Genomic DNA, 17,003 nt, shown 5'->3' with positions numbered 1-17,003 from the left:
ATGATCCTGAAACTGGAAAAGCGAAAAAATTTAATGGAAGTATATTCTTATATTAACAAATATTAAAAGTATAATTATTTTTGAAGAATTCTTATATTATATCTATTAGTTTTTCCGGATTATCGATTATATATTCTGCTTTGCCGCACATATCTTCATATTCTGTCAACCCACATAATACTCCGGCTGAATGTGCTTTGCAATTCCCCGCAAATATCATATCGTTAACTGTATCGCCACATATAATCACTTCATCACTTTTCAGATTATATTTTTCACAAAAAATATCAAACATATCTGCACATGGCTTTGGTCTTACAGTGCTATCATCGCATCCAATATAATCAAAATATTCATATATATGCATCTTTTTAAGACATTTTTCTGTATTATTCTTATTGTCTGCAGTTGCAAGCCCAATCCTTATATTTCTGTCTTTTAATATATCAAAAAGATGTATTATATTACATGTTGGAATACAATCAAATTCCATAGTACTAAATGCTCTATTATATTCCTGTTCAAATATCTGCTCAAATTGTTCTTTAGTATCTGTTATTAATTCACTGATATTATCATATACTACTCCTGCCATCTCTTTGTATGTCATATATGCAAGTGGAGAGTCATATCTTATCTCTTCATTATTAATTCCAAGTTCTGTCTTTATCCTCTGTGTAAGCATATCTACACTATATATTGATTCAGAACTTAGATATCTGTCGCAGATATTCGCTACAACAATGTTTGTAATATCAATCCACAATCTATTAAAATCAAGGAGTGTTCCATCCTTATCAAACATAATTCCTCTTATTGCCATGTCTCTTCCCATACTTTCTTTGCTTTATTAAATGTCTTATATTCTACTTCTTTATTACCTCTAAATATTGGATTAATATATGCTCTGAATTCGTCATGCTCTGTCCTTACTTCATATCTTACATAATACCATCCATCCTGTGGCATAGTAATCTTTTCTATAATTGTATATGTCTTGGCATTATCATCATATCTAACATCTGTAATCATATCTTTTCTTACTCTTCCATCTATATCATTGCTGATTCTATAGATAACCGGTATCTCTTTGATATTACTAACTGTAAGCACATACTCTATCTCATCTTCATCTATTCTGTCACCAGGAAGATATTCCCTTGTCCTGCCTGTTATTGTTGGCATAACTTCGCAAAATCTTGTTACATTCATATGTCCATGTCTCACTCCGTCAAGAATAGAATTCGCACTCAATCCGTCTGCATATACATAAGTTCCCGGATCGCCTGCTATAGATGGTGTTGTTGCACCTTCATATATCTCATCTATAAGATTATGTGAATCGCTTCCACCAATTCCATATATTATATGTCCATCTGCCCACAGAAAATCCAAGAAATCAATTGCTTTGTCATTGGCTTTTCTTGAATATTCATAAGTTGGATCATTAATTATCTCAAGACTTGATATCTTCTCAAGTTCAACATCTATATGCCACTGCCATATATGCAAAAAAGGATGATTAATACTTATAAGATTACCTTTTTCATATAGATCATCTATTATCATAATATTAATTGCATTCATCTTCTCTATTGTGTCTGATAAAAGCATCGCCTCTAGAAGCTCTGGTCTTTCTTTAACACCAAATATATTATAATGACCTGAATATGATGTAATCTCAACACCCGGTATTATAGGCATATCACACTTACACCAGCCTGTATGATACAGATTATGCTCTGTTGGAACATAGTAATCCATATTCATATATTTTGCCTTTTTTATTATATTTTCAATACTTTCTTTACCATCTGACATAATTGAATGTGCATGAAAATCGCCTTTGTACCATCTGCTATCATCACAATATCTCTTATTCCAATCATATAATTTATCATTAATATGAAATTGGTCATCCGGTGTCATCCATGCCCCACCATTGATTACTTCTGTAAGTTCTGTCTCTTCGTCACTTATTATAATTGTAGTTGCAACCGGTAATCTACCTGTATAATTCTTGATATCCATAAACATACATCCATAATATAATATCCATTCTCCTTCACATATCTCTCCCGGAACACCACCCGCTGTTGTGGTAGCTGCCTCTTGTGATATTCCTATTGTCATTGTTCCATACGCAAGCATCTTTTGCATACGAAGTCTTTTTTTACTATCAATAACCATAATAAAATTACCAAGAAGATCTTCTCTGTCTTTTTCAACCATTATTGTAAGACGTTTTGTTCCTTTTGGAACCTGAAATGTTTCCATTCTGATAATTCCTGTCTCTGTGTTAATATCAAGTGTCATTTTTTTATACATATATCTCACTCTTTCTTACTGTAAAAGTTCCCACATATAATACCATTGTAAGAGCCTTACAGCTATTTTTTATCATACATTCTAATATATTTTCATGTTTTTTATATTAACATAATATATATATTTGTACATCAAATCAGAGTAATATATTTGTAAAATATGCGTAAAAAATCAGTGATTATCCTACTACTATCAGCAAGAAGAACTTAAATTCATCTTCGTTAAAAGATGTTAAAACTACTCCTTAATAAAAAAATTTAAATTCTGAAATGACCTCATTTTTAGGATTTAATAATTGTTATATCCTTTTTCCTTGTATATTGAAGCAGCGACTCCTCATAAAATGCAATGGAAAAGCGTAAATAGATATTGACAATGTCATTTAATATAGTTATGATTTTCTTGTAAGTTTTATTATACGAATGTGCATGAAAAACTTATATGTGATTATAATGAGAAATATTTGTTATGGTCAAGTAATTAGTAACGAATCCATTAAAAAGGAGGAAATTAACTATGAAGCTTAAAAAAATTTTGCTATCAACATTATGTGCGGTAGCTATTATGTTTGGCACTCTTGCACCTGCAACATCAACCATGGCTGCAGAGAGTCAAGTCATTGAGATTGATGACATTGAAGTTACACCAGAGCAATTGTCGGATGGAGTAACAGTTGTATTGACAAAAAATGAAGATGGAACATTTGAGCAGACAATTTTTTACGATACAGACCTTGCAGCGATTCCTCAGCCTATGGCTACTTCCGACGGAGAATTAGAATGGGCGATATTCCATTTGGGATTCAATGATTGGAATGATGACACAGGACGGTTATATTTTACAATTTCTGCAGATGAACCTATGAGTACAGTGGCAGGAAATGCTTATGTAAAAAGTACAAGCATTTTGTTTCCGACAACTTACTATAGTAACTCGTTTAGTAAATCGCTTTATGGATCAATGAATACCAGCCGTACATTGAAAGATGATGTAGATACGGGGGATAAAGATAAAGTGCGAGTTGGATTCTCAGGTGTAGTTTTAACAACCGTAGCTGGTGAAACAGGATATTTTTCAAATACATCGCAGGTAGTAAAGCGATAGAATAGTAGCACTGTAAAATAATGAAAATATGAGAAGTAACATGCTTTTATTTATTACTAAAATGTGTAATATCATTTATATGAATGAGGGGATAATCATAATGCATTATCCCCTTGGTTGGAGGCTTAAATGAAAAAATATAAGGTGTTAGATATTTTTTCTTATATATCAAAAAACGTGATAGATTTAAAACAATTAGAAGACATCTTTCATAATGGAATTGATGATGCGGGATATGTTGCTAATGATTATTATGTAGAAAGATATGTACAAGATTGTAAAATAGATAAAAATATAATGATGGTGGTATGTGATTTAGAAAATGAAAGGAAAAACATTGCATTTATTAAAAAGTGTGAAAAAGTAATCGCAGTAGTTGGATATAGAGAGATAACTATTAATCTATAGCAAGTGAGCATACATTTTATCAGGGAACGCAAAAGCAAGTTTAGAAATATTGGTAAATTCAAAACAGAGTATTCTGAGATTATAAATCTCAGGGTACTCTGTTGTTTATACAGAATAGTCTATACTTTTTGTGATAAAGGTGTTTCCGCTCTGCACCAAGTTTGCCTCGACAGATTTGCGCGTCACGCTGCTCAAGATACTGGAATCAAAGGATTGCCCGATTTCCCAATCTGGATTTGCGGCTTTTACCGCATTATACATTGCTCTTGTGTATGCTTTTTCGTATTGTCCAAGCGCCCATGAGCCCAAGGATGTGCAGGAGCTTTTAGGACACTCGGATGTGCATACTATCATGAACGTCTACGCCCACGGTTCAAGAGAAGCCAAGCGAAACTCGGCAAGACTTTTAGATAAGGTTGTGGGACTGAATTAACAATCAAAACTGAATAACAAAAACTTTCCCTTGTAAGCTGCTCATAAGGACAAAAACAAGGGAAAAGGACATGTATATCAGATTTTCAAGTGCTGCAAAGCCTTGAAAATCGGGGAAAGTTAGATGGATTAATAGATAAATTTAAATTATAAAAAAACAGATTAACCACTCACTCTACAATTCACTGTATTAGTATGATTAACCTGTTTTCTTATATTTTTATGGTATTTTTTATATTTTCTATGATACTACTATCTTACATCATCTGACTGCTATACATTGAAACTACCTTGCAGACATATGCTTATAATATGATGTCGTGGTCTTTATATAATTAATATTATATTATAAAAGATTAGCTTTTCTAAGTCCTTTTTTAATTGCCATTGCTGCAAAAAGTGCAAGTGCAAGGAATATTAAATCCTTTATAATAAATGGTGCTGCTGCATAAGAAAATGATAAAGCCCAACTAAGTCCCATAACAAACTTAAACTGTACAACACCACATATATAACATACTGTCATACCAACTGCTCCAAGAAGATACTGAATTACAATATTCTTAAAGTGGCTTCCGATACCACACATGAATGCATATACAATATATCCATATATGAATCCACCTGTCTTACCTATTATAACTTCAAAGCCACCACTCATCCCTGCGAATACTGGAAGACCTACAGCTCCAAGAAGTACATATAATAACACTGCAAGTGTTCCCTTTTTCTCGCCTAGAACATAACCTGTAAGTGCTACTGCAAAAGTCTGTAATACAACCGGTACTCCTGTTGGAAGTGGTATCTGTAGAACTGACAGTATACATACAACTGCTGTAAACATTCCAACTGTTGTTATAGTCTTGACTGACATCTTTTTCTCACTTATTGAAATATTACTATCCATAAAACCCTCCACTGCATATTGCATAATATTTTTTACAGATTATATAATATTCCTTTTTCGTATATTTGTCAACTAATTGTTATTGTAAGTTAACATTCGATTTTATTACCTTTTTTATCATTTGACTTCATTATATTCTCTCTCATTGCCATCTCAAGACTATTAACAGTTCTGGTACATTACTTACCAAGAATATTCTTAAGATCTTCTTCTGGTGTTGAAACAGGTCTTATTCCAAAGTTCTCTACAAGGAAATTCAATACTCCAGGTGATACAAACGCAGGAAGTGTTGGTCCAAGGTATATATCCTTAATTCCAAGATAGAGAAGTGTAAGAAGAATACTTACAGCTTTTTGTTCATACCATGACAGAACCATTGTAAGTGGAAGTTCATTAACTCCACATTCAAAAGCATCTGAAAGTGCAAGTGCAACCTTAATTGCACTATAAGCATCATTACACTGTCCCATATCCATAATTCTTGGGAATGGTCCTATATTACCTAGGTCAAGATCATTAAATCTATACTTACCACATGCAAGTGTAAGAATAATTGAATCAGAAGGAGTTGCTTTTACAAAATCTGTATAATAACTTCTTTCTTTTCTTATACCATCACATCCACCTACTAAGAAGAAATGACTTATTGCACCATTCTTAACTGCTTCTACAATCTCACCTGCTGATGAGAGAACTGCATTTCTTGCAAATCCTGTCATAACAGTATTACCACCATTAACTCCGCTCATAACAACATTCTCTTTATATCCACCAAGTTCAAGTGCTTTATTAATTACCGGTGTAAAATCTTTATCCTCACCAATATGAACCATCTCTGGATATGATACTACCTCTGTTGTGAATACTCTATCCTTATAGCTCTCTTTTACAGGCATAAGGCAGTTAGTTGTATAGATAATCGGTGCAGGAATATTATCAAATTCTTTCTGCTGATTCTGCCATGCTGTACCAAAGTTACCTTTAAGATGTGGATATTTTTTAAGTTCCGGATATGCATGTGCAGGAAGCATCTCACCATGTGTATATACATTAATTCCTTTATCTTTTGTCTGCTCTAATAATAACTTAAGATCATAAAGATCATGCCCTGTTATTACAATAAATGGACCTTTTTCAATCTCTTTTGTAACTGTTACAGGCTCCGGATTGCCAAATGTCTCTGTATTAGCTCTGTCAAGAAGTTCCATACAAATAAGGTTAACTTCTCCTGTCTCAAGAACAACTTGTAAAAGTGGCTCCATCTCAAGATCTTCGCCAATAACTGCAAGTGCCTTAAATAAGAAATCTGTAACCTTAGAATCCTCATATCCAAGCACAGCTGCGTGATATGCATAAGCTGCGATTCCTCTTATTCCGAATAGAATAAGTGATTTTAGTGATCTAATATCTTCATCAGCTTCCCATACCGCTTTCATATCATAATTATCTGTATTACCGCATCTTGACACGCAAGCAGAACATCCAGGTGAGATTATCGCTTTTTCTTCATTCACTCTATCTATTAATTTCTGTATTGTCGCATCATTAAAGTTAACATTAGTAATTGTCGTAAAAAGACCTTCCACTACTAATCTCTCTGCATTCTTAGTTCTCTCGTTAGTCTGACATACTCTTGCAAGTCCTACAAGTGCGCCTGTGAGTTCGTCCTGAAGTAATGCTGTATTCTCTGTTTTACCACATACTCCTGCTTTACCTGTACATCCTGTGCATCCTGCTGTCTGCTCACACTGAAAGCAAAACATATTACCTGACATATTATTTCCTCCATACTCTTTGATATATTTATAATCAACTTTTAATAATTTTTCAAAAAACTATATTGTGCATTATAATTATTTTTACTTACATATTATAATTATTTTTACTTATATATTTAATTAATCAAGAATTCTTCCATCTGTTGAGATTGTTACAACCTGCCATGGAATGAACTTACCACTGGCTTTAAGAGCTTCTTTTGCTGCATTCTCAAGTCCACCACAACATGGAACTTCCATTCTTACTATTGTCACGCTCTTAATATCATTCTGTGATATTATTGCTGTAAGTTTACTCTGATAATCAGCATCATCAAGTTTAGGACATCCTACAAGAACTACCCTGTTCTTAACGAATTTTCTATGAAAATCACCATAAGCATAGGCTGTACAATCTGCTGCAATGAGAAGATTTGCATTGTTATAAAATGGTGCTGTCACTGGAAGCAGCTGTATCTGAACAGGCCACTGTGTAAGCTCTGACTGAATCTTTTCACTTACATTATTATTAACATTACAGCTATTATCATGAATTATAGTCTGTGCTCTTGTTCCAGGGCATCCACAAGGTTCTATCATATCTGCATCTCTATTTTTACTATAATTACCATTTGCATCAGTAAAATTGTCTTTCATCTCATTCTTACTTTTGGCATTATTATTTTTTATGCTGCTCATAGCACTGCTTAACTTATTAGCTGTCTCTTTGGCTTTTTTCGCTGCAAGTACTGCGGCTTCATCATAAGCTGCTGCCTCTCGCTCAATAAACTTAATTGCATCTACCGGACATGCAGGAAGACAATCGCCAAATCCATCACAATAGTCGTCCCTCATAAGCTTTGCCTTGCCATTAACCATTCCTATTGCACCTTCATGGCAGGCATTCGCACATAATCCGCAACCAATACAGGCTTCTTCATCAATCTCAATAACTCTTCTTACCATACGTCATTTCCTTTCTTTGCAGCTATATGGATATTTTTACTTATAAACACATATACTCACCATACAACTACTTCTACTGTTTCTTTGACTCTTTGAACATTATATGTTATCATCAGGTTATATTCTGTTGTTTTTACAACATTTTATATTTTTTTCGCTATTACTTAGTTTGGGAGAGTGACAATTTTGAATAATATTATTAACAACAACATCTATAATGATATTTATGACCAGATTCTTATTAAAAGTAACCTTTTTTATAATATTACACCCGACAATATTCATTCGATGATAAAATGTCTTGATGCCAGAATTATGGATTATAAAAAAGGTGAACTTATTCTTCGTGTTGGTCAATGTACTAATAATATCGGAATTGTTCTTGATGGTACAATACACATCACAAGGGAAGACTATTGGGGAAATGTCACATTGATTAATAAATATAGTTCATCAGATATGTTTGGTGAGATATATGCAATAAAAGGTGATCTTCCTTCTGAAGTTAATGTATATGCTATGACTGATTGTCGTATAATGTTCCTTAATGTAGGAAAAATCCTAAGAACTTGTTCTTCCTCATGCACACACCATCAGGCATTAATTGCCAATCTTATGATGTCTCTTACAGAGAAGAATTATATGCTTAATAAAAAGATTGAATATATGTCAAAGAGAAGTACAAGAGAAAAACTTCTAAGTTATCTGTCCACACAGGCTTCATCTACATCCGACAGTACATTTACCATTCCATTCAACCGACAGCAGTTAGCAGACTTTTTATGTGTTGACAGAAGTGCAATGACTGTTGAATTATCCAAATTAAAAAAAGAAGGTATCATTGATTTTAACAAAAATACCTTCAAAATATTATAATATTCAATTGCTTATATTTAGAGCTAAAATTACTTTTATTCTGAAACAAAATTACTTATACTTTAGAATAAAGTTGCTCATATGCTGAGATAAAATTACTTTTATTTTGAATCAAAATCACTTACATTCTGGGATAAAATTACTTATATTCTAAAACAAATTCACTTATATTCCAGAACAAAAAAAGAAGGAACCACAGTATCGGGATTGGATTATAACTGTGGTTCCAAAGATGGAAGCGCGAGACGGGAATCGAACCCGCGACCCCCTCCTTGGCAAGGAGGTGCTCCACCGCTGAGCCACTCGCGCACAATATTAAATTATGTTCTCACATAAAGCGGGTGATGGGAATCGAACCCACGTATCTAGCTTGGAAGGCTAGTGTTCTACCATTGAACTACACCCGCAAACAGTGCCCAAAGCCGGAATCGAACCAGCGACACGAGGATTTTCAGTCCTCTGCTCTACCGACTGAGCTATCTGGGCCTACTACTTAATAAAATACAACATATAAACAAAATATACAAAAAGGATTCAAAAGTTATATATTCTATCAATGCCGGCGACCGGAGTCGAACCGGTATGGGAGATTAGTCCCGCAGGATTTTAAGTCCTGTGCGTCTGCCTATTCCGCCACGCCGGCATCAAATGGATGGAGAAGGATTCGAACCTTCGAAGACGAAGTCAACAGATTTACAGTCTGCCCCCTTTGGCCGCTCGGGAATCCATCCATTAATTGCCTAATCCACAAATAAATACTCAATAAGGACTTTTTATTATAATCAAAAAATAAAAAGTGAATTAGACACATCAGCTGTTTTCACCTGACAAGATATATTTATACCATAAAGCGTTGAATAAAGCAAGTACTTTTTTTATTTTTTTTTAATTTTTTTTATTTTAGCAATATACTCTTCTAAATATCGCTGCCTGAATTGGTTCTAATGTTACTGTAAGTCGTCCATTAGGTGCATCATAGAATGTCTTGCCAAGATTATATCCATCCTGCGTTGTAAGCAATATTCTCTCTATTTTATCACCATCATGTATTCCTATCTCCCAGACCGGAATAGTTATTGTAACCTCATATAAGCTATTATTAATCGCTATGACTATAAGATTATCATCCACAAATCGCCCATAACTTATTACATTCTGTGAACCATAAAGTGCCTTATATGAGCCTCTCATAAGAGCAGGATTAGCTTTATGAAGCTTAATTATATCTCTGTGGAATTCAAGAAGCTCCATATCTTCATGTCCCCATGGATAAGTTCGTCTGTTATCCGGATCAGTCCAACCGCATACACCGGCTTCATCACCATAATATATAGTTGGTGCACCAGGCCATGTCATCTGCATAACAATCGCTTCTTTGAATATTCCTTTATTAATTCCATTAGACGCAGCTTCACTTCCATGTGTATTAACACGTCCTACTGTATGATTAGTTCTTGTTAAAAAACGTGAATGGTCATGATTAGATAATTCATTCATAGCTATACTCATGCTCTGAAATCCCATTCGTGACATATGATGAGCCATTGTATTAAAGAAATGCTCATTATTACCAAGAAGTGGGCCTACATACTCATCGCTGTGCTTCTCCATACCTGTTAAAAACCATGTGACCGGTTCCATGAATGCATCATAATTCATTACTGTATCCCATTCTCCACCCTGAAGCCAGTCATACGCATCTCCATAATGTTCTGCAAGTATTACTGCATTCGGATTGGCACTTTTAACTGCATCTCTAAAATCACGCCAAAACTGATGATTGTATTCCTGTGAGTGTCCAAGATCTGCCGCCACATCAAGTCGCCAACCATCTATATTGTATGGTGGTGATACCCATTTTTTACCTACGTTTATAATATAATCATGCAATTCCTTGGAGTTCTCATAATTAAGCTTAGGAAGTGTATCATGTCCCCACCATCCATCGTATTTATGATTATATGGCCATTCATCTGCAAAAAAATTAAAATATCCAACATACGGACTATCTTTTGTTATAAATGCACCTTTTTCAAATTCTGATTGATTCTCGTATATTCTCTCTCTGTCCATCCATTTATTAAATGATCCACAGTGATTAAATACACCATCAAGAATTACTTTCATTCCTCTTTTGTGAACTTCAGTTACAAAATTGGCAAAAAAAGCATTACTTGCTATGAGATTCTTAAGATTAGCAACTCGCTTTATATACTTACTCGCATGCGTATTGTCATAATCTCCTTCTTCAAGTTCCTTACCACCATCATCGACAATAACTCCGATATGTGGATCTATATAATCATAGTCCTGGCTATCATATTTATGATTAGATGGTGATACAAATAATGGATTAAAATATATAACATCAACACCAAGTTCTTTAAGGTAGTCAAGTTTATCCTGAACTCCTTTCAGATCTCCGCCATAAAAGTGTCCAACATCCATCTGCCATGGATATGCATTCCAATCTTTTTCTTTGTGTACCGGCTGTCCTATATAGATATATTCTCTGTCTGTAACATCGTTTTTCTCATCACCATTACAAAATCTGTCAACGTATATCTGATATATTACGCTACCTTGCATCCAATCCGGCACAACAAAGCCCGGAATTATCTTAAAGTTGTAATATTGATTAAGTGAACTTGATGCTCCTATCTGATTATAGTAATACACAATTGCACCAAGAATTATCTCAAAATAATATACAACCGGTTCATCTCCAACTTCTATCTCTGTCTCATAATAATCAAACCAATCATCAGAATATGCCCTTTTCATAATATGTCTGTCATCGCATACTACGAGCGTGACCTGATCAACATTGTACTTGGCTGTTCTGAATCTTATTGTAACTTTATCACCTTTAAGTGGCTGTGGTGGATTACGATATGCCATTGTTCCATCACTAAACAATGCTCTTTGATTAAGTATTGGCTTTACATTGGATATATAAAGTTGTTTTCTTTCCATCTCTAATAGTTTGTCTGATCTTTTTATAATCTCCACTTAGAGAACCCTCCTTCATTAACCTGATACATAATGCACTGATATTATTATGTATCAATGACATAATAATTATCGACTGCTTAAGAATTTCTTTTATAATCAAACCCAAAATGGTAACTATTTCGCATTACTATTTATTATGATACATTTATCCAAAATATACAATTATTGATTTTTAAAAAATATATACAGGCGAAACTCCAATATATGTTATCTAAGATTGCCAAAGTATAAATAGTATCAACAAAAACACGCTTGCGCTAAGTGTACATCGTAACGGTACTAAGTTTGTTGTAAGGCTTTGCCTTCCAACGCACTAAGTGCCGACGATTACCACATTGTTTTCTTTTGATACTATTTATACTCCGGCAATCCAATTTACATTTTCCCTGAGTTTCGCAGCTACTCTTTCGCTTAGATTTTAGAGCAATTCTATATGTCATTATTGCATAGTATATTTTGCCCAAATCTAGTATTCTAACCCAAATATATAATTTTATAATCACTGCTTTACATTATCCAAAACATGGGTTTTATAATACTCCAATAGGTTGATATTTTTTACTCTCCAGTTTTATAAGCTAGAACGTAAGCCAACAATTCATTTAAAAATCTCTAGAAAACGTATATCAGCTACAAGAGGCTTAATATATATCAAAAGAAAACAATGTGGTAATCGTCGGCACTTAGTAAGCTACACGTTAAAGACGTGTGGCGAACTTAGTACCGTTACGATGGACACTTAGCGAGAGCGTGTTTTTGTTGATATATATTAAGCCTCTTGTAGCTTCGTAAACTTTCCTTGTGAGATTTTTAAATGCATACTTGATACTTGCTAGATAAATAGACAGTAAAAAAGACAGCCTGCGATCTGCTGTCTTTTTTAGGAGAAGGTATTTCGTTTCTTATGGGGTGTAGCAAAAACTATATAATGTATTGGGGGGGTTTTTACGTTCTTAATTATAACAAAGGGAAACCGATAAGTCTGCACAAAGTTTACCATATTTTTTAGTTTTTTTTGGGCTTTTTAACATCAGTTTATACAGCCAACACTTTTTCGAACGTAATTTTTGATAATAAATTGTCATAAAAATGACCGGCAATTCTAAATCACCGGTCATTAGTACTATTCCTTAGTACTTTCGAACAAAGCTTCAAATTCTTCCTGGTTAATTTTCTCTTTTTCCATAAGAAGATCTGCACATTTGTGAAGTACATCAATATTTTCCATTATGATATCTTTTGCTTTTTTGTAACAATCATCAACGATATTCTTAACTTCTTCATCAATAATTGACTGAACACCTTCGCCATAATTTCTTGTATGTGCAAGGTCTCTTCCAATGAATACTTCATCGTCATCATTATTGTAATTAAGAAGACCTACTTTATCTGAGAAGCCATATTCTGTTACCATGGCTCTCGCTGTGCTTGTAGCACTCTTAATATCCTGTGATGCTCCTGTTGTAATATCATCGAATATAAGCTCTTCTGCAATACGACCTCCAAGGCTTACTATGATATTCTGAAGCATCTTGCCTTTTGTATTAAACATCTCATCTTTTTCAGGGAGTGGCATTGTATATCCTGCTGCTCCTACACCTGTAGGAATTATTGATACTGTGTGTACCGGTCCGACATCTGGAAGAACATGGAACAGTATTGCATGACCTGCTTCATGATATGCTGTAATCTTCTTCTCTTTGTCTGATATAACTCGGCTCTTCTTCTCAGCACCAATTCCAACTTTAATAAATGATCTGTTGATATCTTCCTGTTTTATAAAAAGATTGCCATTCTTAGCTGCGTATATTGCTGCTTCATTCATAAGGTTCTCAAGATCTGCTCCTGTGAATCCTACAGTTGTCTGTGCTATTTTATCAAGATCCACATCATCAGCAAGTGGCTTACCTTTTGCATGTACTTCAAGTATCTCTCTTCTTCCTTTTACATCAGGTCTTCCTACTGCTACTTTTCTGTCAAATCTTCCCGGTCTAAGTATAGCTGGATCAAGAATATCAACTCTGTTAGTCGCTGACATTACGATAATTCCTTCATTAACACCAAAGCCATCCATCTCTACAAGTAACTGATTGAGTGTCTGCTCTCTTTCATCATGTCCACCGCCCATGCCTGTTCCTCGTCTTCTTGCTACTGCATCAATCTCATCGATAAATACAATACATGGGGCATTCTTCTTGGCATCTTCAAAAAGATCTCTTACTCGTGATGCACCAACACCAACGAACATCTCAACAAAATCTGAACCTGATATACTGAAAAATGGAACTCCTGCTTCTCCTGCTACTGCTTTTGCAAGAAGTGTCTTACCTGTTCCAGGAGGTCCGACAAGAAGTACACCTTTTGGAATTCTTGCTCCAAGCTGTATATACTTCTTAGGATTCTTTAAGAAATCTACTATCTCTGTAAGTTCTTCTTTTTCTTCCTGAAGACCTGCTACATTCTTAAATGTAACATTCTTGCCTTGTGCTGCATTGAACATTCTCGCACGGCTCTTGCCAAAATTCATCATCTTTGCATTAGTTCCGCCTGAGTTTGCAGCTCTGTTATTCATCATTGCTATTATTACAACAATGAACAGTACAGATATTATAAGTGGAAGTATCGTTGTAAGGAATGTACTATCCCTTGGCACATCTGTTACCTGAGGATATATATCATATTCCTTCTCAAGTAGTTTTTCAATATCACCTGTATCTGTTACATAGAACTTCCTATAATCATTACTTCCCTTTAATTTGACAAGTACCTGTCCTGTTGGAACTTCCCTATTCTGTTTAATTGTTACAGCAGTTACTTCTTTATCATCAAGTGCTTTTATAAACTGTTCATAAGTATAATCATATCTGCTGTCAACTGTTGTCTTTGCAAAATAATATGCAATTCCAAGTATTACTAAAAATGCAATATAAAAACCAATTCCTCTAAATGACTGTTTTTTCAACAGCCACACCTCCTCTCGTTATTATCTTCAGCTCAATGTCTTAATTAACTGTCCTCTTATGCATACTTTAAAAAATCTTTTTTAATCAAGATTCTCAACAACTCCAACATATGAAAGATTTCTATATTTCTGATCATAATCAAGTCCATATCCGACAACAAATTCATCCGGTATCTCAAAACATACATAATCTACTTTTACATCTTTTACTCGTCTGTCTGGCTTATCAAGTAATGTACATATCTTAAGACTCTCAGGATTTCTCTTTAATAAAAGTTCTCTTAAATAGTAAAGTGTATTACCTGAATCAATTATGTCTTCGATAATTATTGCATTTTTTCCTTCAATTGACTCATCAAGCTCTTTTTTTATATTAATAACTCCGCTTGATACTGTATCGCTGCCATAGCTTGATACCTGCATAAAGTCAATAGTTACAGGCATATCAAGTCTTTTTGCAAGTTCACATGTAAAGAATATGCTTCCTTTTAAAACACAGATAAGATGTACGGATTTGCCTGCATAATCTTTGTTTATTAACACAGCAACCTCTCTTACTCTTTTATCAATCTGTTCTTCTGATAATAGAACTCTAATGTCAGCCATTTTCTAAATCCTCCATAATACTGATGCACAGAACTGTCTTTGTGTCTGCGCTGATTTTATATTTTTCACTAATTCTGTGTCCTAAGACCCACAACACACTGTTACCTTCTGCTATTACAAGTGTTGTGTCTCTCTTATCTCTGGGTATTTTTTCATCTATATAATAGGCTTTAAGCGTTTTCTTTTTGCCTGATTTATCTATGATCAGATAATCCCCACTTTGTCTGGCACGAATCTGCAAATTACCACTTATTCTATCATAATCAAACATTTTCGTATAGTCATTTGATGATATTTTTTGATTATTATTCCATTCTTCTAACCATAGCTTAATAACTGTCTTCGTATATGGTTCATTATATATTATTGCTTTGTCTTCTGTCAGCATTACCTTGGTATTAGAACCACTCGTAATTGTGTCAGTATGTGCTATTTTTATCTCTTTTGCAGGTATTGTATTGGCATTAAGACCACTCGTGGCTATGTCAGTATGTGCTGTCTTTATCTCTTTTGCTGGTATTGTATTAACATTATATCCTGTCAAATCAATGTCTATCGGCACTACTTTACCAATTACAGTTTTCTCTTTAATACTTTCTTTTGCAATAATAAGTCGCTCATATTCATTGACAGCTCTATATCCAAGCGGAAGCATCACACTTTTTCCGGTAGTCTTTGTTATAAGTGCTGCAACGTCTTCTGTATGTGTCTTAGTTACATCTTTAAGTCCCATTCCTGCTTCTAGGAATGACTTTCTTATCACTCTTTTCACTATCGCAGGATGAGCAGTTCTTAATATCTTAGTATCAAGTATAACTTTTTTATCTTCTTTTTCAATGAGCGAATCACCATATATTTTATCGGTACAATCAGCCATGAAATCATCTGTTTCTCTCAAAATTTGTGCCATCTCATTAATATTCTCAACAAAATTAGCATTAATATTCTCTTCTATATATGGTATAAGCTTAAGTCTTAATCTATTGCGCATATAATCATCATGAAGATTGGTGCTGTCTGTACAATATTCTCTCCCTATCGATGACAGATATTCTTCAATCTCAGCTCTCTTAACGCATAGAAGCGGGCGGATAATATCACCATTAGCAGGATTCATTCCACCAATTCCTTTTATTCCACTGCCTCTTATCATGTTGAACATTATAGTCTCTGCCTGATCATTCATATGATGTGCAACTGCTATCTTGCCACCACCATGTGCAATAAGCACTTCTCTGAATTTCTCATATCTTATAATTCGTCCTGCCTCTTCGACACTTAATCTGTTCTTCTTTGCAATTCCTGTCACATCGCATGAAAAAATAAAAAGTGGTACATTTTCCTCTTCGCATATTTTTTCCACATACTTCTCATCTCTTAGTGCTTCTTCTCCACGAATGTTGTGATTAATGTGGACAGCATACAGCTTAAATTGCACCATTTTTTTATATTCTCTAAGAATATAAAACAGACTTACCGAATCTGCACCACCTGATAATCCTACCACGATGTTGTCTCCTTCTTGTATAAGTCTGTTTTTTCTAATATATGCAAAAACTTTTTCTTTCAAGTATATCACCTCTCATTTTACTATGTATTCTTCGGTTTTATTCTTCTATCTGCGTACTTATTGGCAATTTGA

Annotated in this window: 13 protein-coding genes and 5 tRNA genes; 3 read left to right on the top strand and 15 right to left on the bottom strand. The window is 34.2% G+C overall.

The genetic code is table 11. The annotated features are described in order from the left end of the window. Positions 1–91 precede the first annotated feature (91 nt). Together KQI85_RS03345 and KQI85_RS03340 are read right to left on the bottom strand one after the other, a co-directional pair. On the bottom strand, positions 92–835 hold the full coding sequence (locus tag KQI85_RS03345; protein ID WP_216574675.1) for an HAD family hydrolase: 744 nt from the start codon (positions 833–835) through the stop codon (positions 92–94). Next, a complete protein-coding gene (locus tag KQI85_RS03340) occupies positions 814–2,328 on the bottom strand; it encodes a CehA/McbA family metallohydrolase (protein ID WP_216574674.1) in 1,515 nt (504 codons plus the stop codon). The genes KQI85_RS03345 and KQI85_RS03340 overlap by 22 nt, the downstream gene beginning before the upstream one ends. A gap of 516 nt (positions 2,329–2,844) precedes the next feature. Between KQI85_RS03340 and KQI85_RS03335 the strand changes: the two genes are divergently transcribed. Together KQI85_RS03335 and KQI85_RS03330 are read left to right on the top strand one after the other, a co-directional pair. Then, positions 2,845–3,432 (top strand): hypothetical protein, encoded by a 588-nt coding sequence (locus tag KQI85_RS03335; protein ID WP_216574673.1) that lies wholly within the window; start codon positions 2,845–2,847, stop codon positions 3,430–3,432. A 129-nt stretch (positions 3,433–3,561) separates the two neighbouring features. Then, entirely contained in the window at positions 3,562–3,840 is a 279-nt protein-coding gene (locus KQI85_RS03330) for a hypothetical protein (RefSeq protein WP_216574672.1), read from the top strand. Between the two features lie 105 nt (positions 3,841–3,945). Here KQI85_RS03330 and KQI85_RS16460 read toward each other — a convergent pair whose 3' ends face one another. The 4 genes from KQI85_RS16460 to KQI85_RS03310 all read right to left on the bottom strand — a co-directional run bounded on the left by KQI85_RS16460 (position 3,946) and on the right by KQI85_RS03310 (position 7,902). Then, positions 3,946–4,101, bottom strand: a complete 156-nt coding sequence (locus tag KQI85_RS16460) for a hypothetical protein (protein ID WP_253293723.1) — start codon at positions 4,099–4,101, stop codon at positions 3,946–3,948. Positions 4,102–4,618: 517 nt separating this feature from the next. Further along, a complete protein-coding gene (locus KQI85_RS03320; protein ID WP_216574670.1) occupies positions 4,619–5,179 on the bottom strand; it encodes a biotin transporter BioY in 561 nt (186 codons plus the stop codon). A 179-nt stretch (positions 5,180–5,358) separates the two neighbouring features. Beyond that, a complete protein-coding gene (gene hcp / locus KQI85_RS03315; protein WP_216574669.1) occupies positions 5,359–6,954 on the bottom strand; it encodes a hydroxylamine reductase in 1,596 nt (531 codons plus the stop codon). 123 nt (positions 6,955–7,077) lie between these two features. After that, positions 7,078–7,902 (bottom strand): ATP-binding protein, encoded by an 825-nt coding sequence (locus KQI85_RS03310; protein WP_216574668.1) that lies wholly within the window; start codon positions 7,900–7,902, stop codon positions 7,078–7,080. A gap of 186 nt (positions 7,903–8,088) precedes the next feature. On the opposite strand from KQI85_RS03310, the gene KQI85_RS03305 reads away from it, so the two are divergent. Beyond that, positions 8,089–8,778, top strand: coding sequence for a Crp/Fnr family transcriptional regulator (locus tag KQI85_RS03305; RefSeq protein WP_216574667.1), 690 nt, complete (start codon positions 8,089–8,091; stop codon positions 8,776–8,778). Positions 8,779–9,015: 237 nt separating this feature from the next. On the opposite strand, the gene KQI85_RS03300 is transcribed toward KQI85_RS03305, so the two are convergent. From KQI85_RS03300 to tilS, 9 genes are all read right to left on the bottom strand, one after another. After that, a tRNA-Gly gene (locus KQI85_RS03300) sits at positions 9,016–9,087 on the bottom strand. 27 nt (positions 9,088–9,114) lie between these two features. After that, positions 9,115–9,185 (bottom strand) — tRNA-Gly (locus tag KQI85_RS03295). A gap of 6 nt (positions 9,186–9,191) precedes the next feature. Next, positions 9,192–9,264, bottom strand: a tRNA-Phe gene (locus KQI85_RS03290). Between the two features lie 71 nt (positions 9,265–9,335). Further along, a tRNA-Leu gene (locus KQI85_RS03285) sits at positions 9,336–9,421 on the bottom strand. Positions 9,422–9,427: 6 nt separating this feature from the next. Further along, positions 9,428–9,509 (bottom strand) — tRNA-Tyr (locus tag KQI85_RS03280). 169 nt (positions 9,510–9,678) lie between these two features. Further along, positions 9,679–11,790 carry a glycoside hydrolase family 13 protein gene (locus KQI85_RS03275; protein ID WP_371820529.1) on the bottom strand — a complete coding sequence of 704 codons (2,112 nt, stop codon included), beginning with the start codon at positions 11,788–11,790 and terminating at the stop codon, positions 9,679–9,681. Positions 11,791–12,916: 1,126 nt separating this feature from the next. Continuing rightward, a complete protein-coding gene (gene ftsH, locus KQI85_RS03270; protein WP_371820528.1) occupies positions 12,917–14,755 on the bottom strand; it encodes an ATP-dependent zinc metalloprotease FtsH in 1,839 nt (612 codons plus the stop codon). 81 nt (positions 14,756–14,836) lie between these two features. Next, positions 14,837–15,361 carry a hypoxanthine phosphoribosyltransferase gene (hpt, locus tag KQI85_RS03265; protein WP_216574666.1) on the bottom strand — a complete coding sequence of 175 codons (525 nt, stop codon included), beginning with the start codon at positions 15,359–15,361 and terminating at the stop codon, positions 14,837–14,839. Beyond that, entirely contained in the window at positions 15,354–16,931 is a 1,578-nt protein-coding gene (gene tilS / locus KQI85_RS03260; RefSeq protein ID WP_216574665.1) for a tRNA lysidine(34) synthetase TilS, read from the bottom strand. Before tilS ends, hpt begins: the two co-directional genes overlap by 8 nt. Between the last annotated feature and the right edge of the window lie 72 nt (positions 16,932–17,003).

Source organism: Falcatimonas sp. MSJ-15 (genome assembly GCF_018918265.1).
In the GTDB taxonomy this organism is placed as follows: Bacteria; Bacillota; Clostridia; order Lachnospirales; family Lachnospiraceae; genus Falcatimonas.
This window is presented reverse-complemented; position numbering and strand designations above follow the sequence as displayed.

Coding starts and splice junctions, on each gene's coding strand:
- hpt (WP_216574666.1), bottom strand. CDS start 15,361: ATGGCTGACATTAGAGTTCTATTATCAGAAGAACAGATTGATAAAAGA.
- KQI85_RS03345 (WP_216574675.1), bottom strand. CDS start 835: ATGGGAAGAGACATGGCAATAAGAGGAATTATGTTTGATAAGGATGGA.
- KQI85_RS03330 (WP_216574672.1), top strand. CDS start 3,562: ATGAAAAAATATAAGGTGTTAGATATTTTTTCTTATATATCAAAAAAC.
- KQI85_RS03310 (WP_216574668.1), bottom strand. CDS start 7,902: ATGGTAAGAAGAGTTATTGAGATTGATGAAGAAGCCTGTATTGGTTGC.
- KQI85_RS03340 (WP_216574674.1), bottom strand. CDS start 2,328: ATGTATAAAAAAATGACACTTGATATTAACACAGAGACAGGAATTATC.
- KQI85_RS16460 (WP_253293723.1), bottom strand. CDS start 4,101: ATGTATAATGCGGTAAAAGCCGCAAATCCAGATTGGGAAATCGGGCAA.
- KQI85_RS03320 (WP_216574670.1), bottom strand. CDS start 5,179: ATGGATAGTAATATTTCAATAAGTGAGAAAAAGATGTCAGTCAAGACT.
- KQI85_RS03335 (WP_216574673.1), top strand. CDS start 2,845: ATGAAGCTTAAAAAAATTTTGCTATCAACATTATGTGCGGTAGCTATT.
- hcp (WP_216574669.1), bottom strand. CDS start 6,954: ATGTCAGGTAATATGTTTTGCTTTCAGTGTGAGCAGACAGCAGGATGC.